Annotated in this window: 37 protein-coding genes; 19 read left to right on the top strand and 18 right to left on the bottom strand. The window is 62.3% G+C overall.

The genetic code is table 11. The features are described from left to right. Positions 1-100 precede the first annotated feature (100 nt). The 8 genes from JQ604_RS14940 to JQ604_RS14905 all read right to left on the bottom strand — a co-directional run bounded on the left by JQ604_RS14940 (position 101) and on the right by JQ604_RS14905 (position 6,135). A complete protein-coding gene (locus JQ604_RS14940) occupies positions 101-709 on the bottom strand; it encodes a hypothetical protein (protein WP_212358170.1) in 609 nt (202 codons plus the stop codon). Continuing rightward, positions 709-1,191: a hypothetical protein gene (locus tag JQ604_RS14935; protein WP_212358169.1), complete on the bottom strand. Its 483-nt coding sequence runs from the start codon at positions 1,189-1,191 to the stop codon at positions 709-711. Before JQ604_RS14935 ends, JQ604_RS14940 begins: the two co-directional genes overlap by 1 nt. Before the next feature lie 177 nt (positions 1,192-1,368). Next, entirely contained in the window at positions 1,369-2,622 is a 1,254-nt protein-coding gene (locus tag JQ604_RS14930; RefSeq protein ID WP_349631104.1) for an AAA family ATPase, read from the bottom strand. After that, positions 2,609-3,520, bottom strand: a complete 912-nt coding sequence (locus tag JQ604_RS14925; RefSeq protein ID WP_212358168.1) for a DUF7146 domain-containing protein — start codon at positions 3,518-3,520, stop codon at positions 2,609-2,611. Before JQ604_RS14925 ends, JQ604_RS14930 begins: the two co-directional genes overlap by 14 nt. Continuing rightward, complete coding sequence (locus tag JQ604_RS14920; RefSeq protein ID WP_212358167.1) at positions 3,517-4,497, bottom strand: DNA cytosine methyltransferase; 981 nt, start codon at positions 4,495-4,497, stop codon at positions 3,517-3,519. The genes JQ604_RS14925 and JQ604_RS14920 overlap by 4 nt, the downstream gene beginning before the upstream one ends. Further along, positions 4,497-4,718: a hypothetical protein gene (locus JQ604_RS14915; RefSeq protein ID WP_212358356.1), complete on the bottom strand. Its 222-nt coding sequence runs from the start codon at positions 4,716-4,718 to the stop codon at positions 4,497-4,499. The genes JQ604_RS14920 and JQ604_RS14915 overlap by 1 nt, the downstream gene beginning before the upstream one ends. Beyond that, entirely contained in the window at positions 4,715-5,029 is a 315-nt protein-coding gene (locus tag JQ604_RS14910; protein ID WP_212358166.1) for a hypothetical protein, read from the bottom strand. The genes JQ604_RS14915 and JQ604_RS14910 overlap by 4 nt, the downstream gene beginning before the upstream one ends. An 8-nt stretch (positions 5,030-5,037) precedes the next feature. Then, a complete protein-coding gene (locus JQ604_RS14905; protein ID WP_212358165.1) occupies positions 5,038-6,135 on the bottom strand; it encodes an MT-A70 family methyltransferase in 1,098 nt (365 codons plus the stop codon). Between the two features lie 182 nt (positions 6,136-6,317). Here JQ604_RS14905 and JQ604_RS14900 point away from each other — a divergent pair, with 182 nt between their 5' ends. Continuing rightward, positions 6,318-6,716 carry a helix-turn-helix domain-containing protein gene (locus JQ604_RS14900; RefSeq protein WP_212358164.1) on the top strand — a complete coding sequence of 133 codons (399 nt, stop codon included), beginning with the start codon at positions 6,318-6,320 and terminating at the stop codon, positions 6,714-6,716. Between the two features lie 65 nt (positions 6,717-6,781). On the opposite strand, the gene JQ604_RS14895 is transcribed toward JQ604_RS14900, so the two are convergent. Beyond that, complete coding sequence (locus JQ604_RS14895) at positions 6,782-7,231, bottom strand: hypothetical protein (RefSeq protein WP_212358163.1); 450 nt, start codon at positions 7,229-7,231, stop codon at positions 6,782-6,784. A 26-nt stretch (positions 7,232-7,257) separates the two neighbouring features. Further along, positions 7,258-7,515 (bottom strand): hypothetical protein, encoded by a 258-nt coding sequence (locus tag JQ604_RS14890; protein WP_212358162.1) that lies wholly within the window; start codon positions 7,513-7,515, stop codon positions 7,258-7,260. A 394-nt stretch (positions 7,516-7,909) separates the two neighbouring features. Here JQ604_RS14890 and JQ604_RS14885 point away from each other — a divergent pair, with 394 nt between their 5' ends. From JQ604_RS14885 to JQ604_RS14805, 17 genes are all read left to right on the top strand, one after another. Then, positions 7,910-8,713, top strand: coding sequence for a YqaJ viral recombinase family protein (locus tag JQ604_RS14885; protein ID WP_212358161.1), 804 nt, complete (start codon positions 7,910-7,912; stop codon positions 8,711-8,713). Next, positions 8,710-9,552: an ERF family protein gene (locus JQ604_RS14880; RefSeq protein WP_212358160.1), complete on the top strand. Its 843-nt coding sequence runs from the start codon at positions 8,710-8,712 to the stop codon at positions 9,550-9,552. The genes JQ604_RS14885 and JQ604_RS14880 overlap by 4 nt, the downstream gene beginning before the upstream one ends. Next, positions 9,549-9,968 carry a hypothetical protein gene (locus JQ604_RS14875; protein ID WP_128941027.1) on the top strand — a complete coding sequence of 140 codons (420 nt, stop codon included), beginning with the start codon at positions 9,549-9,551 and terminating at the stop codon, positions 9,966-9,968. Before JQ604_RS14880 ends, JQ604_RS14875 begins: the two co-directional genes overlap by 4 nt. A gap of 190 nt (positions 9,969-10,158) precedes the next feature. Further along, positions 10,159-10,560: a hypothetical protein gene (locus JQ604_RS14870; protein ID WP_212358159.1), complete on the top strand. Its 402-nt coding sequence runs from the start codon at positions 10,159-10,161 to the stop codon at positions 10,558-10,560. Next, positions 10,557-10,877 carry a DUF6166 domain-containing protein gene (locus tag JQ604_RS14865; RefSeq protein WP_212358158.1) on the top strand — a complete coding sequence of 107 codons (321 nt, stop codon included), beginning with the start codon at positions 10,557-10,559 and terminating at the stop codon, positions 10,875-10,877. Before JQ604_RS14870 ends, JQ604_RS14865 begins: the two co-directional genes overlap by 4 nt. Next, complete coding sequence (locus tag JQ604_RS14860; RefSeq protein ID WP_212358157.1) at positions 10,874-11,086, top strand: hypothetical protein; 213 nt, start codon at positions 10,874-10,876, stop codon at positions 11,084-11,086. Before JQ604_RS14865 ends, JQ604_RS14860 begins: the two co-directional genes overlap by 4 nt. Positions 11,087-11,117: 31 nt before the next feature. Further along, on the top strand, positions 11,118-11,339 hold the full coding sequence (locus JQ604_RS14855; protein WP_212358156.1) for a hypothetical protein: 222 nt from the start codon (positions 11,118-11,120) through the stop codon (positions 11,337-11,339). A gap of 12 nt (positions 11,340-11,351) precedes the next feature. Next, complete coding sequence (locus tag JQ604_RS14850; protein WP_212358155.1) at positions 11,352-11,948, top strand: hypothetical protein; 597 nt, start codon at positions 11,352-11,354, stop codon at positions 11,946-11,948. After that, positions 11,945-12,121 (top strand): hypothetical protein, encoded by a 177-nt coding sequence (locus JQ604_RS14845; protein WP_212358154.1) that lies wholly within the window; start codon positions 11,945-11,947, stop codon positions 12,119-12,121. The genes JQ604_RS14850 and JQ604_RS14845 overlap by 4 nt, the downstream gene beginning before the upstream one ends. Beyond that, positions 12,118-12,570 carry a hypothetical protein gene (locus JQ604_RS14840; RefSeq protein WP_212358153.1) on the top strand — a complete coding sequence of 151 codons (453 nt, stop codon included), beginning with the start codon at positions 12,118-12,120 and terminating at the stop codon, positions 12,568-12,570. Before JQ604_RS14845 ends, JQ604_RS14840 begins: the two co-directional genes overlap by 4 nt. Then, positions 12,567-12,746, top strand: a complete 180-nt coding sequence (locus tag JQ604_RS14835; RefSeq protein WP_212358152.1) for a hypothetical protein — start codon at positions 12,567-12,569, stop codon at positions 12,744-12,746. The genes JQ604_RS14840 and JQ604_RS14835 overlap by 4 nt, the downstream gene beginning before the upstream one ends. Before the next feature lie 46 nt (positions 12,747-12,792). Beyond that, positions 12,793-13,080, top strand: coding sequence for a DNA-directed RNA polymerase subunit alpha C-terminal domain-containing protein (locus tag JQ604_RS14830; protein WP_212358151.1), 288 nt, complete (start codon positions 12,793-12,795; stop codon positions 13,078-13,080). Continuing rightward, on the top strand, positions 13,080-13,727 hold the full coding sequence (locus tag JQ604_RS14825; protein ID WP_249158271.1) for a hypothetical protein: 648 nt from the start codon (positions 13,080-13,082) through the stop codon (positions 13,725-13,727). Before JQ604_RS14830 ends, JQ604_RS14825 begins: the two co-directional genes overlap by 1 nt. Then, on the top strand, positions 13,724-13,930 hold the full coding sequence (locus JQ604_RS14820) for a hypothetical protein (RefSeq protein WP_212358150.1): 207 nt from the start codon (positions 13,724-13,726) through the stop codon (positions 13,928-13,930). Before JQ604_RS14825 ends, JQ604_RS14820 begins: the two co-directional genes overlap by 4 nt. Before the next feature lie 219 nt (positions 13,931-14,149). Next, the gene (locus tag JQ604_RS14815) at positions 14,150-14,359 is read left to right on the top strand and encodes a hypothetical protein (protein ID WP_212358149.1); all 210 of its coding nucleotides are present in this window, start codon (positions 14,150-14,152) and stop codon (positions 14,357-14,359) included. Between the two features lie 60 nt (positions 14,360-14,419). After that, positions 14,420-14,662: a helix-turn-helix transcriptional regulator gene (locus JQ604_RS14810; protein WP_212358148.1), complete on the top strand. Its 243-nt coding sequence runs from the start codon at positions 14,420-14,422 to the stop codon at positions 14,660-14,662. Between the two features lie 226 nt (positions 14,663-14,888). Next, on the top strand, positions 14,889-17,066 hold the full coding sequence (locus JQ604_RS14805; protein ID WP_212358147.1) for a TonB-dependent receptor: 2,178 nt from the start codon (positions 14,889-14,891) through the stop codon (positions 17,064-17,066). A 65-nt stretch (positions 17,067-17,131) separates the two neighbouring features. Here the strand turns inward: JQ604_RS14805 and JQ604_RS14800 are convergent, their stop codons facing one another. The 4 genes from JQ604_RS14800 to JQ604_RS14790 form a co-directional block, all read right to left on the bottom strand. Then, the gene (locus JQ604_RS14800; RefSeq protein WP_212358146.1) at positions 17,132-17,647 is read right to left on the bottom strand and encodes a YcnI family copper-binding membrane protein; all 516 of its coding nucleotides are present in this window, start codon (positions 17,645-17,647) and stop codon (positions 17,132-17,134) included. A gap of 68 nt (positions 17,648-17,715) precedes the next feature. Beyond that, the gene (locus JQ604_RS14795; protein ID WP_212358145.1) at positions 17,716-19,932 is read right to left on the bottom strand and encodes a TonB-dependent receptor family protein; all 2,217 of its coding nucleotides are present in this window, start codon (positions 19,930-19,932) and stop codon (positions 17,716-17,718) included. A 48-nt stretch (positions 19,933-19,980) separates the two neighbouring features. Next, a complete protein-coding gene (locus tag JQ604_RS42140; protein WP_433996248.1) occupies positions 19,981-20,364 on the bottom strand; it encodes a DUF2946 family protein in 384 nt (127 codons plus the stop codon). Positions 20,365-21,057: 693 nt separating this feature from the next. Beyond that, positions 21,058-21,393 (bottom strand): NIPSNAP family protein, encoded by a 336-nt coding sequence (locus tag JQ604_RS14790; RefSeq protein ID WP_212358144.1) that lies wholly within the window; start codon positions 21,391-21,393, stop codon positions 21,058-21,060. A gap of 147 nt (positions 21,394-21,540) precedes the next feature. Between JQ604_RS14790 and argE the strand changes: the two genes are divergently transcribed. Continuing rightward, entirely contained in the window at positions 21,541-22,710 is a 1,170-nt protein-coding gene (argE, locus tag JQ604_RS14785; RefSeq protein ID WP_212358143.1) for an acetylornithine deacetylase, read from the top strand. A gap of 16 nt (positions 22,711-22,726) precedes the next feature. On the opposite strand, the gene JQ604_RS14780 is transcribed toward argE, so the two are convergent. The 4 genes from JQ604_RS14780 to JQ604_RS14765 all read right to left on the bottom strand — a co-directional run bounded on the left by JQ604_RS14780 (position 22,727) and on the right by JQ604_RS14765 (position 25,730). Continuing rightward, positions 22,727-23,122 (bottom strand): contact-dependent growth inhibition system immunity protein, encoded by a 396-nt coding sequence (locus JQ604_RS14780; protein WP_212358142.1) that lies wholly within the window; start codon positions 23,120-23,122, stop codon positions 22,727-22,729. A gap of 21 nt (positions 23,123-23,143) precedes the next feature. After that, positions 23,144-23,392, bottom strand: coding sequence for a DUF1902 domain-containing protein (locus tag JQ604_RS14775; RefSeq protein ID WP_212358141.1), 249 nt, complete (start codon positions 23,390-23,392; stop codon positions 23,144-23,146). Positions 23,393-23,469: 77 nt separating this feature from the next. Beyond that, entirely contained in the window at positions 23,470-24,384 is a 915-nt protein-coding gene (locus tag JQ604_RS14770) for a DMT family transporter (RefSeq protein ID WP_212358140.1), read from the bottom strand. A gap of 287 nt (positions 24,385-24,671) precedes the next feature. Further along, entirely contained in the window at positions 24,672-25,730 is a 1,059-nt protein-coding gene (locus JQ604_RS14765) for a phosphotransferase family protein (RefSeq protein WP_212358139.1), read from the bottom strand. Between the last annotated feature and the right edge of the window lie 142 nt (positions 25,731-25,872).

Genomic DNA, 25,872 nt, shown 5'->3' with positions numbered 1-25,872 from the left:
CGAAAAACCGGCCTCGATGGAAGCCGGTTTGAAGCCCGTTGCGTCGGTGGTCGGGAGGTGCGAGCACGGATTCCGAGCCGCGCCAGCGCGCGTGAAGAGATCACCCTGAAACGGAAGAATCAATTCCCTGCAGCGGCGGGAAGATGCTCGCTGGATCAATCTGGCTATCGTTGGTCAGAATTTGACGAAAAATATTTTGCCGCAGCCGGGCGCGGGCCTCGGCATAGGACATTCCGCGCCCTTGGCGCTGCGCCTCCAGCCGCCACGCGCGATAGGCCGAGTTGAACCACGCGAGTTCGCCGTTGGCCTGCGCCTGGGCGATCTTGGCGTCGATGAAGGCGACCGCGGATCGGGCGCGCATCAGCACGGTGGCGTGCTCGGTCAGCTGGATACCCATATGCGCGGCGACGTTCTCGACATGCCGCTGCGCGGCCTTCGCATCGGCCATCAGCAGCTTCTGCTCGGCGACATGCATCAAGCTGCGATTGACCTCGGTGGCGATCAGGCGGGCTTCGCCTCGGTTCTTCACCCAGAACGCTGATGCGATGTGCAAGCCCGGCCACCTGCGCCGCAGCGTCAGCAGGCTGTGCAGCAGATCGCGGGAAAAGCCGACCAGCGATGCGCCTTGCGGCAGCGATGCGACGTAGACCGCGACGATGCCATAGATCGCCAGATATTCGCGCTCGGCAGCTCGCGGCAGCTTGATCATCAGAACACCGGGACCCTGCGGCTGCGCAAGCCGATGGCGATGATGTCGCATCCCTGATCGTGCCGCTCGCGCCATGTGTCGGCATATCCGCCGCGCTTGGCTGCGACCCATCCGGCATCGCGCTCCAGCGCATGCGCCAGCGCCACGGCGTTGACGGCGCGGAGCAGATGATCCTTCGCGCCAAGGTGCTCGGCAGGCCAGCAGATCGCGATCTCCATCCGCTGCACCTCGCGGCTCGATGGCAGCAGCCTGATGCGGTTCTGCATCGCCTGCGTCCGCTCCAGCTCGCCCTGCGCCTGCTGCGCCAAGAGGTCGTCCCATTCGTACACGTAGGGCGGCCAGATTGCGCGCCCGGTTCCGGTGCCCATTGGCAGCATCGCCAAGGTCCGCATCGCCTCGGCCAGCCGCCGGCCGACATGCGGGCCTGACCACCGGCTCGGCGTCTCGTCCAGCAGCTCATCGGCAAACGCCAGCGCGTCCATTTTTCCCTCCAAGTTCTATCATCAATCGCTCCGCTCCGCTCCAGTCTCCAGACAGTCCTGTAATCTGCTCCGCTCCACTTCCTCTTCCCGTAGGGAAGTGGAGCGTGAGCAGGGACTGTACAGCGCTCCAGTTGAGCTCCGGTTTTGCTCCAGTTGAAAACCGCGACTGGAGCAGCCTCATTCCGCATCGCACACCTGCACGAATTGGCGGGCCCTGCGCTGCTCATCGAACCCATCGACCACGATCAAACTCCCGTTGTCCAGCCACCCCTTGACCAGCGTCGTGACCTTCGCCTTGTCGCTCTTCTTGTCGATGTCCAGGCCGAGCGCGCTGGCCACTGCCTTGCCCACCCAGCTGGTCGAGCGCACGTCCTTGCGCCAGTCTGCCTTGCGGATCGCGATGGCGACCTTCTCGAAGTCGAAGGTCGTCACGGCCGACATCGGATCGGGCCATGCCCATGGCGTCACTACGCCGACGCTGTCGCCGCCACCGGGCGCATTGTCGAGCCAGACGCTGGCGATCTTGAACCAGACCGAGACCGATGCGGGCGGCGCGAGATTGGTCTTGTCGTTGATGGCGCGGAAATACACCCGATGGTTCTCGACTCCAGCGGTGACGCCTTCCTCCTCGGTCATCTGGTTCAAGGCGCGGGCGACGCGGGCCGCATCGGTCAATGCCTTCGCGCCCCGGCTGCTGTCGGTGGTGATCTCGGTGCCCGCTGGCGACTTGCGCGTGTGATGCACCAGATGGACAGCGCAGTTCGCCAGCTCGGCGACGCGGCTCCATTCCTTGGCGATCATGTCGATGGCGGAATTGTCGTTCTCGGAAACTTCGTGGCAGCTGACGAAGGGATCGATGATCACGATGTCGATGCCGTTCTCGCTGATCTGCTGCACGAGGTTGTCGATGACCGGCCGCATCACGACGACGCTGCCATTGCGATACTCCTTGGCGATCACCAGCGCATGATCGCGCCCGGAATTGACGAACAGCTGCCCTTCGATGTCCTGCGGCTGCAGATCGAAATGCTTCGCTGCTGCCTGGATCTTGCGCGTGGTCTCTTCCTGCGGGTCTTCCAAATTCCACAGCCAGACCTTCAGGCGGCGCACGGGCTCGATGCCCAGCAGGTTGCGGCCAGAGACCATCGCCAAGGCTTCAGCGGCGATCATGGAGGACTTGCCGACGCCACCGGGCGCAATTGTCACGGTCAGGAAGCGACGCACCAGCAGCCTTCCGTACAGCCAGTCGCGCACCGGGATCGTGGCGGGGTCGATCCAGACATAGGGCGCGGCGGTGATGACGACGGTGGCGCGCTGCGGCTCGCCTTCGGCCGCGCGGTCGCGCCGACGCCGCGCGTCATCGAACGGCACGATGACGGGCTCATCGGGAATCGGCACGCGCACGTTGTCCTCATCCTCAAAGTCGGCCACAGCGCTCGCTCCACACGTCGGCCTGATCCTTGCCTTCACCCCTTGCTTTGAAAATATCGGCCTGCTTGTGCGCCGCGATCCAGCGCTGCGCGCAGATCACGGCGGCGCGCTCGCCGGGCCGCACCATCTTGCCGCCGATCAGCTGCAGCGGATCATGATCGGCCCAGATCACCAGCTCGTTGATGTCTTCGAGCACGGGGAAGGTTTGGATCAGGGATGCTGAGCCGAGCGCCCATGCCGGGCAATGATCCTGCGCAATGACGGCCAGCGCGGTCTCCAGCCCTTCGGCGATGTGCAGCATGGTGCCTATCTTCGGCTGCAGCTGCATCGCCGCGCCGCCAGCGCTGCCGAGCATCATGCCTTTTCCGGTCTTGCGTCCGTGCCTGTCGAGGAAGATGCGCTGGATCGCGGTGATGGCGCGGCTGTGCACCGAGCGCATCGCGACGACGATGGCGGGATGGTCGCTCTTCTCGCGCGGGCAGCGCGGATGGAAGCGAATATCGTCAATCTCCATCGCGACCGACCAGAGATCGCGGCTCTCGAAATAGGCCTGTGCGATGGTGCCCTTGATCGGCTGCGCATCATCGAAAATGCAGCGCGCCAGCACGCGCAGCTGCTGCGTGCGCTTGTCCTCAAGTGTTTCATGTGAAACGCTTTTTTTGCCCTTCGGCGTCCAAGGACGCCCATTCTCGCCCATCGCATCCCACAATCCGCGCGAGCGCAGCACCGCGATGATGTCGGCAGGCTCGCAGCCGGACATGCAGCGGACCTGCACGCTGTCGCGTCCGTCGAAGATGATCATGCTCGGCGAATGGTCCTCGTGGGCGACGCAGCGGCACTTCCACTGCCTGCCGGATCGAACAGCTCCCAGCGCCTGGGCGAGTGCTTCAGCGTTCATGCTGCCACTCCAATGCTTCGCATCGCTGCGCGGATGAAGGCGGCGGCAGGTCGGTGATCGATGGCGTTTCCGAGGGCGCGCAGCTTATCCACTCGGGCGGGAATCCCATCAGCCACGAGACGAAGGCCGGGTTCAATGCGACGGACTCGTCCGTCGATTCTGCAGATGGCGAGATCGAACTTGCGGCGACCGCTGGCAGCGCCATCCCCGTCGATGATCGCGAAGCCTTCGCGAAGTCCGGTCCCGCTTCCGAGGCCCGCGCTGTCGGCCACAGCACCACTTCCGAATTGAAGGCCTGCCGGGGCAGCTGATCCAGCCGCTTGCGCCCGCGCTCGCGCGTGATCGACATCCCGGGCGTGTCCTTCCAATCCCGGCTCGATGCCGTTGACCACAGCGCCGCGCCCGCCAGCGTCGTGCCGCGCTTGCGATGCTTCGCCGCTGCTCCGAAGCCGCGAACCTGCGGATTGTCCGCGATAGCAGTCGCGGTCGGCCACAAACCAATATCGATCTCGTCGATGGTCCGCACACGCGCATGCGGCCTCGACCGGCAGCGCCCCCACGGCGTAACCCAGCGCTTCCAGATCACCTCGCACAAGTCGGAGCCAGCGAGGAGCGGTCGCAAGTTGCTCTCCAAAGATTGTTGCAGGTCGTCGCTCGCCGATGAGCCGAGCCCAAGTCGGCCAAAGGTGCCGCGGGTCTGCGTATCCAGCCTGCTTGCCGAGGAGCGAGAACGGCTGACAGGGGCAGCTTCCTGTCCAAACAGGTCGAGTGTCAGGCCATCCCGCTGCTCGCAAAGCGAGGGACCATCCGCCGATTCCTGCAAAGAAGTGGCACTGCTCGAATCCGGTAAGGTCGGCAGGTCGAACATCTGCAATTGATCGGGTATCGACTTCGCCGTCTGCGACGAGCCGATGCCTGATAAGTTCGCGCAGCCATCCTGCGGCATAGGCGTCGTTCTCGTTGTACCAGGCCACCATCAGGCCTGCTTCACCGTCCGCTTAGTCTCGATGAAGAGCGGCACTGCTTCAGCCTCGACCAGCTCGCGGTAATCGTCCCGGATCGCTTCCATCAGGCGCATCTCCTCGATGCGCTCCAGCTCGCTCATTTTCCCACGCGCCACCAGCCGCGCGTAGACGCGGCGGCGGTAGCTCAGCTCGCGCTCGATGCATTGCAGCTTCTGGGCAGCAGTGACGCTCATGGCTGGCCCTCGCATAGGCGGTCGATAACCGCGCCGACGACGGATTGCGGAGATCCCTGTTCGTCGCGCGTGATCGCGCTCTTGATGTTGGAAAGCTCGGCCCCGTACTGCAGCGCCAGCGAAAGCAGCACGGCGGAATCCCGGGCGATGGCCTCGACCACTTCGCCGGTCTTGCCGCCGTTGATGAAGACTTCACCCAGCGTGCCGTCCTCATAGAAGCCCAGCGTGATGGTGTGGCTTTTCGCCAGCCCGCCATAGGCCATCTCGAAGGTTTCGGACTTACGGCGCTGCGGCAGGGTGCGTCTCGTCATGGTCCGCCTCAAGCAGCTGCAGATCGCGTCGGATCATCGAAAAATGCGGCGACTCCTTCGCTCGCTTCGTTTCCCCACGCGCTCCATCCAGGTCGCGCGGGGCCGCGTCGATTCAATTCGATCTTTGGCAGCGTCGGGAAATATCGCTCGATCATTTCGAGGAATGCTTCGGGCTTGGCGCTGTGCACGCCGCGATCTGCGTCGATGACAGATTGCTCCTGGGTCCCAAGCGCGGGGCACGGCACGTTGCCTCGCGTCCCGATCAGAAGCAATTCGTGCACGCTGCGATTCCAATAGCCAAGGCCGATGGTCGGCTTGCGCCAGATGTAGTGCGAGGCGTACTCGAAGCCCCAAGCGCGCAGAACGTCGATGGCAACATCTAGATGCTGGTTGGTTGACCACAAAAACAGAACGCAGTCATCGGCGGCAATGCTGGCCACGGGCCGCGCCTTGATGGTCTCAACGTCGCTGGTCGTGTAGTGCCGCGAGGCGTGCCGGTCCATGCCGGTTTCTTCGGAGTAGACCTCGTCGTGCCATTCCGGGTCGGCGAGGATCACTCCAAATTTGGCATCAGGCAACGCCGCGATCTTTTTTCCCAACTCCTGTTCGCGCTCGGCCCGCTTCGCATGCGTTCGTGTCATTCCGTTGGAGCGGCGCTCGACGATCTTTGCGGCTGCAGCACCGGACGGCGCAGGTGGCACATTTGTGCCAGCTGAAGCTTTTGGACTGTTGATCTGATTGAGCGTTTTCCCGGCGCGTGGCACATTTGTGCCAGCCTCACGATTGATCGTTTGGCGACTCACACCTAGCGTCTTCGCGATCTGCCGGTTGGAGACCTTCGGCGCCAACTCCTTAATGCGAAGCGCGATGCGCTTGCGCTGCTCAGCGGAGGACTTCAGGTTATCCAGCTTGATCGACGCCATGAAGGCGTAGACATCGGGAAAGCCGCCGCCGACGCTGCGCCAGCGGTCATGCTCCAGCAGCCATTCCAACTTGCTGCACGCACGCTCGAACGTGTAGCTGGCGATGTGTACGCCCTCGATCAGCGCGCCGTAAGCTTCGGCTGCTCTCGGATCAGACGGTTGCTTGCCGGGCGCTCGGGTCATGGCCGTCGCTCCGGAGCGCGGCGAGCGTGGGCCGACCATTCATTCGAATGCAGCGGCGGAACTCTATCCTTTGTTAAGGAACGCGCACGCGAGAGAAAGTTAGACCATTGAGCTAGGTCAAAGAAAGGAACTGCTACCTCCGGCTGCGATTGGCGTTCGTCGCACTGCTGGAGGGGACACCCATGCAGGACAAGGCCTACGCGCGCCGTCACAGCAAGGCGGCGGCAATCTCGCGCATGTTCCTGACGCTGAGCCGGATCATGTCGCGGACCTATCCGCATCAGAAGAACGTCGGCCAGCTGTTGCCCGAGATCCTCATCATCATGGCCTGCAGGGTGAACGACGAGCGCAAACGCCCGCCAGCCTCGTTCAGCCAGATCGCGCGCATTACGGGGATGCCGCGCACCAACGTGCGCCGGCTGATGCCATCCCTGATCGCCGCTGGCGTGCTGGAGAAGAGCGGCAGCGGCTACATCGGCAGCCCGGCCTACATCCGCAGCCGCATCAACGCGCGCTACTTCCGCCGCGTGCTCATCGCGGTGCAGCGCTGCGCGCGAGAGTTGGAGGCGCTGGAGAAATGAGTGGCCATTTTGGCCATGGCCATTTTGGCCATCGCCCTCAAGGCCAATGTGACATTGCGCCGCCATCACTGAAGCTCCACGGCCGAGCGCAGGATGCCCAGCTGCTTCAAGGTGGCGACCGCTTCATCGAGCGAGGTGGTGACCAGCACCGCGAAGCCGCAGGCGACCAGATGCGCGAGCACATCGCTCTGATCTTCCGACAAGCGGCCGGTGCGGAATCGCTTCAGCTCCAACCAGAACACCTGCTGCTGCGGCCCGACGAAAATGAAATCGGGCCAGCCTGGCATCACGCCCATGCGCTGCAGCCGCTGACCTGATGGCGAGTAGCGCTTGCCGGTCTTGGGATTGATCCTGTGCTCGCGGTGCTCGCCGAGCGGCAGGTGGGTGAACTTCCAGCGCGGATCGAGCCAGCGCTTGCAGATGTCGGCAAGGGTCGCATGCGTCGCGAATTCGAGGGGCGGTGGCGGTGCTATTCCGCGCTGTTTTCTGCCTTTGAAAAGCGATAGTTGACGCATGGCGGCTCCCTCCGCGCGTCCGTCATTCAGGCGGCTTGCTGGTTGTTGTCGTGCTCTTCGTTGATGCCGTAGAAGCCCCAGAGGGAAAGCGGCGCGGAGCATCCGACCTCGGCAAGCGCCTCGCTCATGCAAGGCCAATACTTCGGCGGAAACAGCCCTCGATATCGACGCCAGTTGCAAACGGCAGCGCAGGTCTGACCTGTCAGCTTGCCGAGAGCGACGGGGCCGCCCAGCGCTTCGACAACTTCGTTGAAGGTGGTGAGAGTTCGCAGACGCCGTTTCATGGCGTCAACGATGCGCCTGAAAAATTATTTGATCAAACGAGCGCGCTGGAGCGATTTGGACAAAGGCGAGCAGATATTTTCACCCAAATAAAACCAGCGAGGCCCACATTGACCCAGATCAAGCCATCAACACCTCAAAAAAATTTTCAGGCCCGCAGGCGCGGTCTCAGAAAAATTAACGCGCGATAACTTCCCGCTTGACGAGATGAAAATTTCTGTTCGATATTCGCGACCCTGCGCTGCTCGGCCGAGCGTGGATACGGGACACTCGGTCGAGTGAGATCAAAGCAACCGCCAATTGCAAAGGGCGAAAGCCCGCAGCGCGGCGCTCTAAGCACTTTTAGAAGACCAACAACACTGCACGTCTCAGCATCGTCGCTGGGAGGAATCCCGTATGCCCGCCGCGTCCGACTTCAGCTACCAGATCGGCCGATTCACTGGTTCCTCTGCAAATATAGTGATGCAGGGAACAGAAGCCGACTGGAACGCGCACTATCAGCTGCGCGCTGGCCTGGTCGAACCCGATCCGCCGAGCTGGGCGATGCAGGCGGGCTCGCACATGGAGTCGCTGATCCTCGATTGGTACGCTGGCCAGATTGGCCACCCGATCACGCGGCGCGGCGAAGTTGTGTTCCATCCCGAGTTGAAGGACGTTTGTTGCAAGCTCGATGGGTTCTGCGCTGCGCTTGACGCAGTGATCGAGGCAAAATTTCTAGCGCCGCACCGCCAGCGAGAAGAAATCAATCGCGCTTACTATGCGCAGACCACGCTGCAGCGGCTGTGTACATCGGCGAGCAGAGCGTTCCTTGTCGTCGCTCAAGGCACCAGCGAGCCCATCGACTTCGAGCACGAGCACGATCCCGACTACACCGCGGAACTGCTGCGGCGCAAAGACATCTTCCTGAACTGTCTGCGCACGCTGACGCCGCCTTACCCGATGCTGCTGCCGCCCATCGTGCCGCGCGAGAAGTGGCGCACGCTCGATGTCGTCGCCGAGCCCACGAACTGGTCGGCCGAGCTGTTCATGTACTTGAACGAGTACGACGCGACATCGGCAGCAGCCGCGAGCCACGAGGCCATGGGCAAGGCTGCGAGGGATCTCATCCCCGACGATGTCGGCAAGGTCTTCGCTGGCGAGTTCCAGATCACGCGCAACCGCAAGGGCAACCTTGCCATCACCCGGAGGGCCGCCGCATGAACGAGCGCCTGCCTGCCACAGCTGGTCCTGTTCTCTCCGACGCAATGGCGATGCTCCAGACCGCGCTCGCCAACAAGGTCGATGCGGCGACCATCGCGCCGCTCTATGAGCTGATCGACGGCATCCAGACCCGCGAAGCCGAGAAGCGCTTCAATGCCGCGTTCGTGCGCGCCCAGGCGGAAATGGAGCCGGTGTTCGCCGACGCCACCAATCCGCAGACGCGCTCGAAATATGCGACCTATCACGCGGTGCTGCGCGCCGCCCAGCCGATCTATACCGCGCACGGCTTCGGCGTGACCTTCACGCAGGAGCCCAGCGACCAGCCCGGGATGGTGCGCGTGGTCGGCTTCCTGACCCACGAGGACGGCTTCATCCGCCGCTATCAGATCGACGTGCCGCGCGAGAACAAGGGCCTGCGTGGCGGCGACGCGATGACGCCCATGCATCAGGTCGGCGCTGGCTTCACTTACGGTAAGCGCTATTGCCTGATCGCGATGTGGAATCTGGCCATCGATCCCGACACGGACGGCAATGTGCCGCGCCAGCCTTATCGGCCCGCGCCTGCGGCCCGGTCGATGGATGAACTGACCGATCCGCAGACCGGCGAAGTCGTCGATCACGTCGCGCCCTTCAAGCTGGAGATGCGCGAAGGCCAGACGTGGGCCGACTTCATCGAGCCGCTGCAGCGCTACATCAACCACTGCCGCAGCATCGCCGAGTGGGACGAGTGGCGGCTGTTGAACCAAGACCTGCTGCTGAAGCTGAAGGAAACCAAGCCGCAGCTGTTCCGGCTGTTCGAGAAGAACGTCGAGGCCAAGTACGAGGAACTGACCAAATGAAGTGGCTGAAGATGCCGCGCGGCTTCGAGCCGTTCGACTCCGAGGCGCGGGAATTTCATCGCAGCGCCAGCGGGCGCGAGCCGGTCGATATGGAAGGGCTGCACGAGCGCGACATGGTCGAGTTTCGCCGCATCATGGGCACGATCAACGCGGTGGCGAAGGCGCTGCACACGCCGCCCGAGAAGCTGCGCGCCGAACTGCTGGTCGCGACCGGCAATTTCCAGCTGCTCGGCGAGCACCTTGGCAAGCAGGTGGTCGCGGTCAGCTCGATGTCGCGCCATTCGATGAAGGATCACGAGCTTCACGAGTTCTGGGACGAGGCGAAGGAGATCATCAAGTCCCAGCTGTTGCCACGCATCGAAAATGCCGCTGAGCGCGAGCGCTTGGCGGCGACGCTATCGCTGCAGCCTGCGTGATCGTATCTCACAGGGTTGCGGTCGATCCAAAGGCCCTGCCCGAAAGGGCAGCGGCCGGCGGATCATCGCAAGGGTGGATGTGACTCCAGCTGCAGTGGTTCCGAAGGCTCGCCGTCCGGACAATGCGCCCCAGCTCTGCGAGGGCGGCGAGCCGAGGGACCGTACAGGGAAGCCAGACGGGAGACAGGCCATGGTGGAAATGAACGGGATCGACAGGAGCGACTTCAATCAGGCTGAAGAGCGCGAGATGGGCGAGCGCGATCAGGCGCGCATAGCGGCGCGCGAGCCTGTGACGGTAGTTCAGGAGACGCTGGCCGCCTCGGACCTGCCGTTCGACCAGAAGGCGCACGACCTCCTGATCCGGGGCATCGATCAGGTCGCCACCGATTGGGTGCATGAACTGAAGCACACCCGCGAGAACTCCAAGCGCGTCGAGCAGATGGTGCTGGAGCGCGCTACCAAGGTGAAGGCCGATATCACCGCGCTTTACCTGCTCGGCAGCGCGGCCCTGGCAGAAGCAAGGCGCGGCGACGACATCAACGAGCGGCTGGCGGCCGAGCTCGACAAGCTTGCGGAGGAGCGCGCAGCATGACGCGGGTCTATCGCGGCTGGCGCGACGCGGAGGGCAAGGCGCACGTCGATGCCGACGATATGCCGCTGCCGCTTCGGCTCGATCTGGCAAATCATTCGCCCACCGGCTTCGAGTGGGGTTATGGCGGATCGGGACCGGCGCAGCTGGCGCTTGCGATCCTAGCCGACGCCCTTGGGAGCAATCAGAAGGCGCTGCTGCTGCATCAGCGGTTCAAATGGGCAGTGATCGCCAAGCTGCCGCGCGATAAGGGATGGACGCTGCATCGCGACGAGGTCCATCGGCTGCTTGGCCTGAACCTGAAGGATCAGGCGGCATGAGGAGCGGCAACGCCACCAAAGCGAAGCTCGGCGTCTGGCAATGCCTTGAGCAGCTGGCGCGCGAAAAGAACCCGCGACTGGTGGCGCTGATCGAGATCGGGGATGCGCGGCATCTGCTTGATGTCCGCGCGGCCTTGGAAGACTTGGCTTCGGGGGTTGTCGGCAAGGCCAAGGTCGCCAGAGCAAGGAAGCTGCTGGCGCACAAATGACGGCGGGCTGGGGAATGCAGGAGACGCAGGAATGCTCTACTCGTCCCACTTCTGGATCGGGCTGTGCATCGGCCTGATCGGCGGCGGCAGCTCTGGTGCGATGATCATGGCCATGATGGCCATGGCGAAGGATTCGAACCACTGGCCGCCCGGTCCTGACGAGCCCCATCTTGACCATGGCGATGTCACGCTCGTTCCAGGCGCTGGCGAGACGCCCCGGCACTTCACCGGGGAGCGGCACTATCGGCGGTGACGGGGCAATGCCATGGCGAAGGACGAGCCCCGCAGGCTGAGCCGGAACGAGACCCACGATCTTTCTATGATCATCAAGGATCGCACCAAGGTGCTGCGTGCGCACGCCGAGGAGCAGGCCGCTGCCTGCATGGCCGACTTCGAGAAGCAGATGGCGACGGTCTACGCGTTCGATCAGGACGAGGTCTGGCAGAAGGCGACCCGCGAGGCCCAGCGCGTCGTGCAGGAAAGTCAGGAGACCATCGCCAAGCGTTGCAAGGAGCTGGGCATTCCGCCGACCTTCGCGCCGTCGATCAGCGCCAGCTGGCAGGGCCGTGGCGAGAATATGCTGGCATCCCGCCGCGCTGAACTTCGCCGCGTGGCCAAGACATCCATCGACGCCATGACCAAGGCCGCGATCACCAAGATTGAGAAGCAGGCGCTTGACCTGCGCACGCAGGTGGTCGGCATGGGCCTGCTGTCGCCCGATGCAAAGATGTTCCTCGAAAGCCTCGCGCCGGTCGAAGAGTCGATGCGGGCGCTGGACTTCCACGAGATCGAGAAAAAGCTGGAGCAGGAGCAGCAACTGCGGATCGCGGATCGCCGGCGGCTGTACGGAGGCGAAGGATGACGTGGCGCGAAGGCGTCGAATATTGGCGGGCCTGGGCGCGGCGCGGTGATGGCGACATCATCGAGGACGCCGCGCGCATCGCCTCGTTCTATGAAGCCTTGTTGCGGCACAATCCCGATCTGGACAGCCAGATGCCGCCCGCGCTGGTTAGCGAATTGGGGATGTCGCCATGAGCACGCCTTACGAGAACGCGACTTCAGGCGTTGCGGCGCGGGACGAGATCACCAAGCTGCTGCGGCGGTTCGGGTGCTCGTCCATCGGCTTCCTAGACGACTACGACAAGCACGAGGTGCTGCTGGTCTTCGAGCATCGCGGCCGCAAGATGCAGCTGCGTGCCAGCGCCAAGGGCTGGGCCGCGCTGTATCTGAAGGATCACCCGTACAATTATCGCCACAAGGGCAGCGAGCAGCAGCACCGCGAGAAAGCGCTGGCGCAGGGGCAAGTGGCGATCAACTCCATCCTTCGCGATTGGGTGAAGGGCCAGATCATGGCGGTCGAGTGCGGGATGCTGTCCTTCAACGATGTCTTCTTGCCATTCATGCTGACCCATGACGGTCGCACCGTCTCGGAGCGGGCCGATCAGTTGGGCCTGCTGAGCGCAGCTGCGGGAGCCGAAGCATGACCATTAAGCGGGGAATGATCCGCACAGTGATCACGGTGGCGTTGCCGTTCTGCATGGCGTGGGGCTTCGCCGAGGAGCTTTGGCGCGGGATCAGATCGGCATTCCGGCTGGCGTGGCTGGAAGCGCGGGCCAACATCGCAAGCTATCGCGACCTGATGAAGCGAGAGGACTACTGAACCGGAATTGCAAGCCTGGGGCGCGTTCGAACACTGGAGAACGAGCATGGCGACCGAACAGACCGAGCAGAGATTGTCGGCGCTCGCCGAGACGGCAGCAGCGACCGGAGCCTGGTGGAAGCCTGACGCGCTCGGGCAGCGCAGCGATCTTGAACTGCCTTCGCGGGTCCTAACCATTCTCGACAACGCCGGAATCCATACCGTTGATGAGCTGAAGGCGCTTGGGCCGCAGAAGCTGCGCAAGCTGGACGGCATCGGCAAGCAGGCCTTCGAGCAGATCGTGGCGCTGTTGCAGGCGCTGGATCGGCAGCAAGCCAATGGCGGGGAAAGCTGATGCGCGAATTGAACCAGCGCATCCGGCATCTTGAGATGCCCGAGCGCATGCACAATCTGCCGATAGACGACCGGGGTTTTCCGGTGCCGTACTTTGTCGCGTGGCTCGATGGACGGCCCGAGTTCCGCGCCTTCGACGGCGAGAAGATGGCGATCTGCGTCAGGCACAAGCGCTGCTGGCTGTGCGGCCAGCCGCTTGGCAAATATCAGGTCTTCGTCATCGGCAGCATGTGCGCCGTCAATCGGATCAGCGCGGAGCCGCCCAGCCATCGCGAGTGTGCTCTGTATGCGGTGTCGGCCTGTCCGTTCCTGACGCAGCCGAAGATGCGGCGCAACGAAGTTGATATGCCGCTGGAAAGCACGCAGCCCGCAGGCCTGATGCTGAAGCGGAACCCAGGCGTGACCCTGCTTTGGACCACGCTGAAGTATTTTCCGTTCAAGGCTGGCAAGGGCGTGCTCTTCAACGTCGGAGATCCCAAGCGGGTGGAATGGTTCTGCGAAGGCCGCCCGGCTACGCGCGCCGACGTGCTGGCCAGCATCGACAGCGGCTATCCGCTGCTGCGCGAGCAGGCCGAGCGCGACGGCCCGGATGCGCTGGTCGAACTGGCGCAGATGCATTCCAAGGCGATGGAGCTGGTGCCGTCATGACCGAGCGACCGCCGATCAGACGCAGGCCTAGCTGCGAAGCCGCCTATGCCTTCGAGATGGGGTTCTGCGGCGATCCCAAGTGTGGCTTGCATCTGATCGCGCTTCGTGAAGGCGGCGAGCCGATCTGCGAAGTGATTATCGGCCGCGAAGGCATCGGCGAAATGCTGCGCGCGATCCACGATGAAGGACTCGATCTGCCATGAGCGGACCCATCACTCACGAGCTGAAGCTGTACGCAAGCGCCGCGCACAAGACGGCGCAACCGGGCGAGCTGATACTGCATCTCTGGTTTCGCGGCGCTGGGCATACCCTCGACATGGACCTCGACATCGCCCGGCACCGCGAAGATGTAGCCTATGTCGATCTGATCGACTGCATCGAGCACAAGACGCAACGCCTATACCCTTTGCGAGGAGACGATGATGGTGCACCTAAGCACAACCGAGGCGCGGATCGTCAGCGATCTGCACGAGGAACTCATGGACGAGCTGCGCGGCGAGCCCCCGTCGATACAGGTGATGGTGGCGCTGGCGGTGCTGATGACAGCCGTCGAAAGCACCGCAAAGGCCGAGCCAAATGAAGCGAAGCGCGCAGCCGAAATGCTGCACGGGATAGTCGGGTTGTTTCAATGAATGCCCACGCCTGGGGCCGTTGGCTTGGGAAGCTAGGAAGGGAGCACGAAGGTGCAGGCCATGGACGAAGTGAAACCCACAGGCGCGCGGCGCATGCTGACGCTGGAGCAGGTGCTGGAGATCGTGCCGGTTGGTCGCAATACGCTGATGCGGATGATCGACCGGGGCGAGTTTCCCAGAGGCAACTTCATCAGCCCGAACAAGCGCGTCTGGTACGAAGACATGGTGCAGGCTTGGCAGGATGCTTTGCCGGATCACAGCTCGCGCAAGAAGCGCAGGACGAAAGATGCCGCGAAAAACTGAGTAGCGTACTAAAGCTGCGTTACGGCCCAGCAGATGACGCCGAAGATTTCAGAGGAACTACTACCAATATCGCGGCTCGCACAAACCGATCAAGTATGATGAATCTATTGATTGATCATACTTCTGCTGATAGTTTGCATCGCCGGGTTGGAATGCAGTCTACGTGACTGCGACTATGATCGGGGACGTACCGGTGCGCGGGGTTTGGTCGCGGATATTTTCCGCCATGGCATCATCTGCCATTCTGGTTCTTCCTGCTGAAGCGCAGGAGCGTTCCGCGCAGCAGCCAGACCAACTCCCGCCAGTTACTGTAGCCGCGCCCGATGCAAAGCCGCCGAAGCGCGTCGCCCGACAGAGGCCTCTGCCAAATCGGGGGGTTCGTGCTAGAAGCGCGGCTCGGCCCGAGCAGCAACAGGAAGCAGCGAGTGCGGTTTCGAATGGGGTGACGCCTTCGTCTTCCGATGGTACTACCGGCCTACGCCCCACAGCCGCCAGTTCGATCCGCTTCGCCGGAGCCGAGGTAAATGCGGTGCCCTTCACTCGCCCCGGTGAGGCATTGGAAATCGTGCCCGGCCTGATTGTCACGCAACACTCAGGAGAAGGCAAAGCCAATCAGTATTTTCTGCGTGGCTTCAATCTCGACCACGGCACCGACCTCGCCATCACCGTCGATGGCATGCCAGTCAACATGCCGACCCATGGCCACGGACAAGGCTATGCTGATATTAACTTCCTGATCCCCGAGTTGATCCAGTCGGTGAATGTCCGCAAGGGGCCGTACTTCGCCGATGTTGGCGACTTTGGTTCGGCCGGAGCCGTTGGCATTGATTATGTCAACAAGCTGCCCAAGAACATTGCGGAAGTGAGTTTTGGCAGTTTCGGATATCGTCGCGGCATTGCTGCAAGCTCTACCGCTGTCGGTGATGGCACGTTGCTCGCGGCGATTGAAGGAACAAGGTACAACGGCCCATGGGACGTGCCGGACGACGTACGTAAGATCAATGGCATGCTGCGCTACAGCCAGGGTACAGCAACTGATGGCTTCACCCTAAGTGGCATGGCCTATTCCAATGCCTGGAACTCCACCGATCAGGTCGCCCAGCGTGCGATTGATCAGGGCATCATCAGCCGTCTCGGCTCGCTCGATCCGACTGATGGGGGTGTGTCCAGCCGTTTCAGCCTCTCCAGCAACTTTGCGCATTCGAGCGACTACGGCCAGACCAAGATCAGCGCCTACGCAATTCGTTCGAGTCTGCAGCTCTACAATGATTTCACGTACTTCCTGGACGATCCCGTCAATGGCGACCAGTTCAACCAGCTCGATCAACGAACGGTCAGCGGCTTCGACGCGCGACATGCATTTGACTGGCGGTTCGGTAGCTTCGAGACACAGACCCGCGTCGGCATGCAAACCCGATACGATGACATCCGGGTCGGCCTCTTCAAGACCGAGCAACGCAACTGGTTGTCGACGGTGCGAGAGGATAGCGTCCGCGAGGGCAATGTCGGCATCTGGACCGATTCCACCACACGATGGACCGACTGGCTGCGCACGACAGTTGGTCTCCGCGAGGATTTCTTCGCCGGGCGCGTGCTAAGCGACACTCCGGAAAATTCAGGAAATGCGCAGGCATCGATGATGAGCCCCAAGGGCGGCATCGTATTAGGCCCATGGTTCAAGACCGAGTTCTATGGCAATGCCGGTTACGGCCTCCATAGCAACGATATCAGAGGCGCGACCATTACGGTTGATCCCAATGACAAGGTGACGCCGCTGGACCGCGTGCCGCTTCTCGTCCGGTCACGCGGCGCGGAGGTCGGCGTTCGCACCAAGCCAATTGAGGGCCTCACAAGTTCAGTCGCGGTCTTCGTTCTCGATTTCGACTCCGAACTTCTGTTCGTCGGTGATGCCGGCACCACGGAGCCAAGCCGACCAAGTCGCCGCGTCGGTGTGGAGTGGGTCAATCAGTACAAGCCGCTGCCCTGGCTGTCGTTCGATCTCGACGTCGCCTATACCAAGGCGCGCTTCACCGACATCGATCCTGTGGGCGACCGCATCCCCGGCGCTCCTGCCTGGGTGGGAAGCGCCGCCATCACGTTCGGCCGCGAGACCGGCTGGTTCGGTGCGTTAAAAGCGCGCTATTTCGGACCTAGGCCGTTGATCGAGGACGACAGCGTGCGATCGCTGGCGTCGCTGATCTTCAATGCGCGTGCGGGATATCGATTCGACAACGGCCTGCGCGTACAGCTCGACATCCTCAATCTCTTCAACGCGCAGACAAACCAGATCGAATACTATTATCTCTCACGACTTCCGGGCGAGCCCATCGACGGTGTCGCCGACCGCCATGTTCATCCCGCAGAGCCGCGTGCAGTGCGACTGACGGTAGCTGCGCGGTTTTGATTTGTTAGAATCATTTTCCGCAGCCTGATATCCCTCGATCGGTCTGCTAAAGGCCACAGCGGACCTCACTGTTTCGGCAGGAGTTTCAAACCCGGTGCCGGCTCCTTGTAGTCCGCCGCAGACTTTCCACTCGTGGGGATTTCGATCCAGCGGTGGGCGCCGCCGCCCTCGCATTCCTGTACCACCGGGAAATATAACATGCGGCCCGGGGCCAAGTCGTCGGTAAGGTAGACTGAGATCACAAACTCCTCGTAGTAGTCGTTCGGGAGGTTGCCGGTCCACGACACCTCCTTAACGCCTTCGGTGACGTTGCTGTGGTACATGGCGTACGACTTGTCATAGCTGCCTTTGACAAGATCGATCTGCCAGCCTGCCTTCGGCATCGGCTTGACCCCGACCACTCCGTCGGGAATCCGGACGCGGACCTTCAGCGTCGGTGAATCGCCGCAGCCATGAGGAACTCGGAAGGTTGCCCGATAGGAAGTTCCGACCGGAGCCTCCGATTGCGCGAGGGTGACGTGTGCCTGTGCCCCGCCGGTGAAGCCAGCGAAAGCGGCGAGAGCCAGCAGAATGTGACGCATGTGGGCCGTCCCTTTCCTTCTCTTGGTTCTGCCGCATGGATGGCCATGCGGGATTTCATCGATCCTCATCACCACCGATACCTCATCCCGGCGAAGACCGCTCTCCCGGTACCTGGCTCGAACAGCGGCGATGTCGGTGTCGCTCGGTCGATAATGCTGGCGCTTGCGATGTAGGCCTTGTCTGCAATATTGCGCGCTTCGATGTAACCCGTGATCGGACCACCATTGTCGAAGCCGGCCTTGAAACCCCAAATCGCGTAGGCGGAGCTGATCAGTGTGTTGGCGCTATCGACGAAGTAGGCCTGCGGCACCCATTCCAGATTGGGTCCGAAGTAGAGGCCGCTCGGATGCTTGTACAGCAGCTCAGCGCGGACGAAGTGGCGCGGCGCACCCGGCAGCTGGTTGTTGCCGAACACCGGGTCGTTCTCGAAACGGAAGTCGTTCAGCGTGTAGGCCAGGTTGAGCCAAATCTTGTCAGGCGCGGCTCCACTCACGAAGAGATCGCGGAAGATCGCCGCGCCTGCACCCGCTTCGATGCCCTGATGAATGGTCTTGTTGGCGTTCGTGACGTTGCAATTGCCGAATGCGCTGTACAAGCACAGCAGTTCGTCGTCGATTTGCGACCGGTAGAGCGTGACCTCCCAGGCGTAATCTGGCCGCTTCATCCGGGTGCCGACCTCGAACGTCGTTGCCGTTTGCGGCTTGATCTGGAAGAACGGAATGTTCGGCAGCGCCGGATTGAGGAAGTTCGGGCTGACGCTTTCGCCGAAGCTCGGCACCTCCGCGCTGCGCGAAACATTGCCGAACACCTGCCAGCTGGGATCGACCTGCCACAACAGCCCGGCCTTCGGACTCCACAGACTGAAGGTGCTGCGGCCGTTCACGTCGCCGTTGGTGGAGAAAATGACCTGCTGGTCGCGCACGGCGAACAGATACTGCGTGCCGGCCACAAGAGCGACGTTCGGCAGGAAATAGAACGAGTTCTCCGCGAAGGCCGAATAGTTTTCCGGCCTTTGCCGCAAGGCTGATGTCTGGGCCCCCTTGAAGCCGCCAATATTGACGAATTGCTGCGCGTCGATCGTGCCGTTGAGGATGTTGAAGCCGGCGACAAACCGGTTGCGGTAGCCGCCGATGAGCCGGTCGTCCGTCACCTTGGCGAAGCCGCCGTAATCCTTGTAGCGGTAGTCGAGCCACTGGAAGATCGGATGCATCAGATGGCGGTCGACGCCGAACGCCCCGAACTCCACCTTCGTATCATCGATCTGAACGGTGGTCTTGTTGGCGAGCCGTACGGTGTCAATGTTCCGTTGCCAGTCATTGGCAACATTGACGGCCGCGGGCGTGGTCGGCGAGGTCAGCGCCGTTGTTCTGTCGATGCTGCCAGGGATGCGCTGGCGCACCTCGTTGGCGTTCAGGTAGAAGCGCGTTTCGACGTCAGGCGAAATCTGATAGCCGACGTTGGCACTGAGTTTGTTGCTTGATCCGAAGCTGTGATCACGAAAGCCGTCCGAGGCCTGCGTGGATGCGGTGACGAAGCCATCCCACGGGCCGTTCGCACCGCCGACATTGGCCTGTAGCCGTTTCGTGTTGAATGCGCCGAAGTCTACTGAGGCGCCGTTGGGATAGGCATCGCGCCCGGTCGGGGTGACAAAATTGATGGCGCCCCCCAGCGAATTGGCGCCGAACTGCAGTGCGTTACCACCTTTGTAGACCTCCACATATTTGTAGGCTGTCGGGTCGATCTCCTGGAAATCGCCGTACCCGTCCGAGGTGTTGATCGGAATGCCGTCCATGTAGAGCTGGATGCCGCGCAGGTGGAAGTTGCGCGACAGACCTGAACCACGGATCGACAGGCGCGTGTCGTCGCCCCATTTCGGCTGGGCGAATACGCCCGGAACATAGTCCAGGATGTCCTTTATCGTGTTCGAGACGGTCGAATTTCGATAGGCCTCGGCTGGAACGAGCGCAACGCCTCCCGGTGTGTTGTTGATCTCCCTGAGAGCTTGCTGGGCAGAAAGGACGCCCAGTGCTGCACGCGAAGCGCTTCCCTGATCGCCGGTTGATTGGGCCGTTGAGACCGGCACCCGTCTGGTAGGCGCGCTTGGCGATGAGCGGGCTGCCTGCTGGGACGGACGGCTTGCGGCAGCCCGCTTTTGCTTTGGTGCTTCAACAGTCACCGGCGGCAACTGCTTCTGGCCGCTTGATTGTGCTTTTACAGGTGAAGACAGGATAACGGCGGCACTGGCGAGCGCACAGGCTCGCAGCCACCTGATGGTGGACAACACGACAAAACTCCCAATCGATCAGACAATATCGGCGCGGTAGCGCAGCTGTCAGATCAGAAAAGGAGGTCCTCGAGATTGATGATCGTAGGTGCGAAGCGGCGCAACAAACCGTGCTTCGAACGGGATAGCGCTCGGCGATCGGACGTGTGAGCCGCAAGCAAGCGTTGGCTGAGATGGCGGCAACGCACCAGAGACGTGGTGACCGACGCAGACGGGGCAGTGAACGACCGAGTTCTGCCGGCCTTTCCCAGTCTCATTTTGAGCCGCGCGGTCGCTGCCGTTGCTGACGCAGAGCACGTGCTCATCTGCGGCGAAGGCCGGGGAAACGCTGGCGACCAGCAGGCTGGAAAGAACAAGGTTCAATACTAGCGCATAGGCGCCTACGAAAGCAGCTCCCCAGCCGATCCGTCGCTTGAACGCAACCCATGTCATTGGCCTGAACCCCTTTTGCAGGAGTAACACGGCGGACAATGCTGTTAAACGAGCGAAGCTAGCCTTTGTGGGATTAGCTGACAGTGTTGCCGTAGGATCACAATTCTTGGTGAAAGCAATGATTGGTCAACTGTAAGTTCGACCCAAGGTCTCACCTCACCACCGGAGTGGCCGTGGGCCAGCAGCAGACGATATGTGATTGGGCTTACCACTTGAACGACGTCCCCATCTCGTAGCTGCGGGGCGCGCCTGCAATGATCTGGTCGGTGTAGCGAAGCGGCATCGAGCTTTGTTGGTCAGGTTGCGAAAACGCCGAACAAAGAAAAGCGCGGCCCCTCGAAACGCTCAAAGGCCGCCCAAATATGCCCAAGCTTCACCACTTGCTGGACAGGGGCCTATTTGGGGCCTGCGGGGCATCCTGCAGCCCATAGCTTTTTCAAGCGATTGGAAAGATTGCCGTTTTTAGGGCTATTTAGGGCTGGACATCAGGCCCACACGACTTCGCCGTACGCCTTGCGCGCGCATGTCACTCGCACGCCCGGCGTCCACCGCATCTCGACCCGCGTTCGTGACATTGCGCAACGCCCCTCAGAGGGTGAGATGGATGTACATATAGCATAATCCGAATTTCATGCAAGACGAAATATTTTTGCGCCGGGGCCTTGCGCCGTCGGGCAAATCAGCGGTCTAATGTCAGCGGGAGCGTTCCGGCGCATCATCCACCGGCACCAGCAGGCGATCCTCGATCTCCCCCACCATCAGCCCGTGCTCGGCATGGGTCACGCGCTTGATCTCGGCCCATTCGGCATCGGCCATGAACGCCGCCCATTGCGCCGTCTTGGTCGCCTCGTCGGGCCAGTCCAGGAGATAGACGAACTCGGTGCGGTCGCCGAACCGCGTTTCCCACATCTGGACGAATTTGAAGCCGTAGCGGCCGGTCATGATCCGCGCCGCATGGTCGCGGAACCGGGCATGGAACGCAGCCTTGTTCTTCTCGAAGATCTCGTAGATGCGCAACTGCTGGATCATCGTGGCCTCCCTTTTGGGCAACAGATGGGGGCGAGCCATCGAAGCGCAATCCTGCGCAGGAATTACGGCCATTCCGGCATTCACATTTCCCGGTCACAGTTTCGTTGTTATGGTTCGCCGATCTGTTTCCCGTACCTGAAGCCACACATGCAAAGCCCCCGCCCCGACCGCATCCGAAAACTGCTCGCCGACCTCATCGCCTTCGACACCGTGAGCGACCGCTCCAACCTGCCCCTGATCGCTCATATCGAGAGCTACCTCGCCTCATTCGGCGTCAGCGGCGAGCGGATCGTTGATGACACCGGGCAGAAGGCCTCGCTGTGGGTCACCATCGGCCCCGCGGACAAGCCCGGCTTCGTGCTATCAGGCCATACCGACGTGGTGCCGGTCACCGGGCAGATCTGGACCCGCGATCCGTTCGAGCTCTCAGAGCAGGACGGCCGGCTGTACGGCCGCGGCACCACCGACATGAAGGGCTTCGTCGCGGTCTGCCTCGCCATGGTTCCGGAGATGCTGGAGGCGAAGCTCTCAACACCGATTCACCTGGCGATCTCCTATGACGAGGAGATCGGCTGCGTCGGCGTGCGGCCGATGCTCGGCGAGGTCGCCACGAAGCCGGTCAAGCCCCTCGGCTGCTTCGTCGGCGAGCCGACGCAGATGCAGGTCATCATCGGCCACAAGGGCAAGCACGGCGTACGCGCGACGTTTCGCGGCCTGGCAAAGCATTCGTCGATCGCCCCTGAAGGCGTCAACGCGATCGAATATGCCGCCGAACTGATCACCGAGATCCGCCGCCGCGCCACAGAGCTCGCGAAGAACGGTCCACGCGATGCGCTCTACGACATGCCGCACACCACGCTGCTCACCAGCATCGTGCATGGCGGCGCCGCGCTGAACATCGTGCCGGATCATTGCACGATCGAGTTCGAATGCCGCGGGCTTGGCGTCACCGAGTCGAAGCAGGTGACGGATGCGATCGTCGCCTGGGCCAGGGCCGAGATCGAGCCGGCGATGAAGCAGCACCATCCGGACTGCGGCATCTCCTTCGAGGAGATTTTGGACTATCCCGCGCTCGACACGCCCGCGGATGAGGCGATCGTCACGCTGGCAAAACAGCTCGCCGGCCGCAACGACCACGCCAAGGTCGCCTTCGGCACCGAGGCCGGGCTGTTCGTCAGCATGGCCGGTGTGCCGTCAGTGGTGGTCGGCCCTGGCGGCATCGGGCAGGCGCATACGCCGGATGAGTATGTGGAGATGTCGGAGCTGTTGAAATGCGCGGGATTCGTGGAGCGGCTGATCGCGCATTGCGGGACGTGATGGCGTCGAAACCTGCCTACAAAGGGTACGCCGCAAGGAACGCTCGACATTCGTCGACCACCTTGCGGTCGTTGGTTTCCACGGACTTGGCAATCGAAACAAGCCGGACCAGTTCGTCGGGATTTTCAGACCAGTACGCTCCTTTGACTCGCAGAAGCACACTCAGGAGATCGCCTGGATAATAGTCGCCCTCGGTCAACGGATCGGAAGACACGCGCAAAAGCGCTCTCGGAACCAATGTCGTTAGGCCAATCTCTTGACCTATGAGCAGACGCAGATCGCTCACACTCAAGTCCTTCAAGGGCGTTCGACGCAAACGACGGCACTTTGCCACCATGCCAGTCTCGCCGGCCTCAGGATTTCCCCAATCCTGTCCGTCGATCTGCTGCAGCGTGAGGTGCTCATCAACCATCGTTTCGAAACCCGGAAGCGTTCATGCCATGTCTTTGCCGGAGCCAACTCGGACCCGCTTGGAGAAGCTGGCGATGACCTCGACCGGGACTTCATAGCAGTCTCCGCCACTGTGATCTTCCAGGAGATCGCGGATCAGGCCCGACAGCCTGGCGTCGAGTTCGTCAATGCTTGCAGCTTCGGTCACGAGACCCGGGAGATCGGGACTTTCGACCGTCCACACCGAAGCCTCGGTATCCCAAGTTGCTCTGACGACAATGCAGTGTGTCATTTGAGCGTCCTTTCCCCGGCTACGGTTTCCATCAAAACAAATCCGCCCGCGGGCGACAAAGAACCAGTTGCGGGTCGTCACAGCCCATCCGGCGGCAGACTCGACGCGGTGGCGGCGGGCCGCAGCTTGTTGCGGATGCGCTCGCGATAGAGGGTGTACAAGCCTGACGAGACGATGATGGCAGCGCCGATCACCATCGGCAGATCTGGGCGATCGCCAAACACGAGGTAGCCGAGTCCGATCGCCCAGAGCAGCGCGAAGTAGCGGAACGGCGCCACTGCGGAAATGTCGCCGGAGCGCAGCGCCTGGATGATGCATTGGTAGCCGATCAGGACGAACACCGCGGCCAGCGCAAGCAGGCCGACCGCCTTTGCCGATGGCGGGGTCCAGCCGCCGAGCGGCACCAGCACGACGGCGCCTGCGCTGGTCACCGTGACCGTCGTGAGCAGCGCAATGAACACCGATGGCAGATGACCGGGGATGCTGCGGGTGGCGAGATCGCGCACCGCGCAGAATGCGACGGACGCCAGCGCCAGGAGTGCGTACTGGCTGAAGCCGGCCATGCCCGGCCGCACCACGACGAGCACGCCGACGAAGCCTGCCGATATCGCGAGCCAGCGCCGCCAGCCGACGGGCTCGCCGAATACGATGGCTGCGCCGAACGTGATCACGAGCGGCAACGCCTGGAAGATCGCGGCAGCGTTCGCCAGCGGCATGTGCGAGATCGCGGTCAGGAAGGTCAGCGTGCCGCCGATCTCGCCGATGCCACGCAAGGCCACGGGGCGGATCAGCAGCGACTTCAGCGGCCGCAAGGCATCGCGATGCACCGCGAGCGCACCGATCAGCGCCAGCGCGAACACGCCGCGCAGCAGCAGGATCTGTCCGATGTTCATCTCCGCCGACACGGCTTTCGTCAGTGTGTCGTTGGTCGTGAAACTGGCCATGGCCGCGACCATCAACAGGCCGCCGCGGATGTTCGGGGAAAGCTTCAAGTCGAAATCCAGGGCGCTCGAGCCGCGAAGAGATGAGGCCCCCTCGCCCCGCTCTTGCGGGGAGAGGGTTGGGGTGAGGGGCTGCTTCCGCAGATACTTTGACAGTTGCGCTCGCGGAGACTCCCCCTCACCCACATCGCATCTTCGATGCGATGTGACCTCTCCCCGTAAGCGGGGCGAGGTGAAGAGAAGTCCGCGATTGTTGCTACAGCGGCCGGATAACAGCGTTCGGCAATGACGTCAAAAAGAAAGGCGGCGCGATTCCAAACGAATCGCGCCGCCTGATCTCACACCGCACCGGCCTTCTGCGCGTATTCCCATGATGCTTGCGACAGCGGCACGGTGCGCTTGGCCGACTCGATGGCCTTGGCATTCGCGGCGGTGCCGTCGCGGATCCGCCCCGCAATACCCTGGGTGATGCCCGCAAGGCGGAACAGATTGTACGAGAAGTACCAGTTGAGATCCGGCACTGCGATGCCGGTGACGTCGCAGTAGATCTGCGCCGCCTCGTCCTGGCTCGGGATGCCGAGTGCCTTGAGATCAACACCGGCGAGACCCGGCATGGTCCACTGCATCAACAGATAGGTGAAGTCGGCCATGGGGTCGCCGAGCGTCGACAGCTCCCAGTCCAGCACCGCCTGCACGCGCGGCTCGGTCGCGTGGAAGATCATGTTGTCGAGGCGATAGTCGCCATGCACGACCGAGACGCGCTTCTGCTCCGGCACCGTCTTCGGCAGCCATTCGGCGAGTTTCTCGAACTCCGGAATGTGCTGGGTCTCGGACGCCCGATACTGCTTGGTCCAGCGATCGACTTGGCGCGCGAAATAATTGCCGGGCTTGCCGAAGTCGCCGAGGCCGATTGTCTCCGGATCGAGGATGTGCAGCTTCGCCAGCGTTTCGATCTTGCTGGTGAAGATTTTTCGCCGCGCGTCCGGATCCTGGCTCGGCAAGGTCGGATCCCAGAACACCCGGCCCTCTTCCATCGACATGATGTAGAAGGCCGAGCCGATCACGGCATCGTCGGTGCAGAGCGCGTAGGCGCGCGCGACCGGAAAGTTCTGCTTGCCGAGCGCGGCGATGACGCGGAACTCGCGGTCGACCGCGTGCGCCGACGGCAACAATTTACCGAACGGCCTGCGGCGCATCACATAGTTGCGACCGGGCGTTTCGATCTTGTAGGTGGGATTGGACTGACCGCCCTTGAACTGCAGGACCTTCAGCGGGCCCTGATAGCCCTCGACATTGTCCTTCATCCAGGCATCGAGGTTCGCCTCGTTGATACGATGGCGCTCCTCGACTTCCCTTGTGCCGGAAAATTCTTCGTCTTTCCTGACGCCGTCCGCCACGATGACGCTCCCTCAACTGTTCTCTTAACGGTTCTTGGAGAGCGCCATCGCTGGCGCTCCCGTTGGTCTTGCTCCGTCACAAACCCTCATGGTGAGGAGCGCGGAACGCGCTCCGGACGATGCTTCGCATCGCCTTGAGAAC

Origin of the sequence: Bradyrhizobium jicamae (assembly GCF_018130695.1) — a bacterium.
GTDB lineage: Bacteria > Pseudomonadota > Alphaproteobacteria > Rhizobiales > Xanthobacteraceae > Bradyrhizobium > Bradyrhizobium jicamae_B.
Note: the sequence above shows the minus strand (reverse complement) of the source record. Positions and strands in the feature narration are given on the sequence as shown.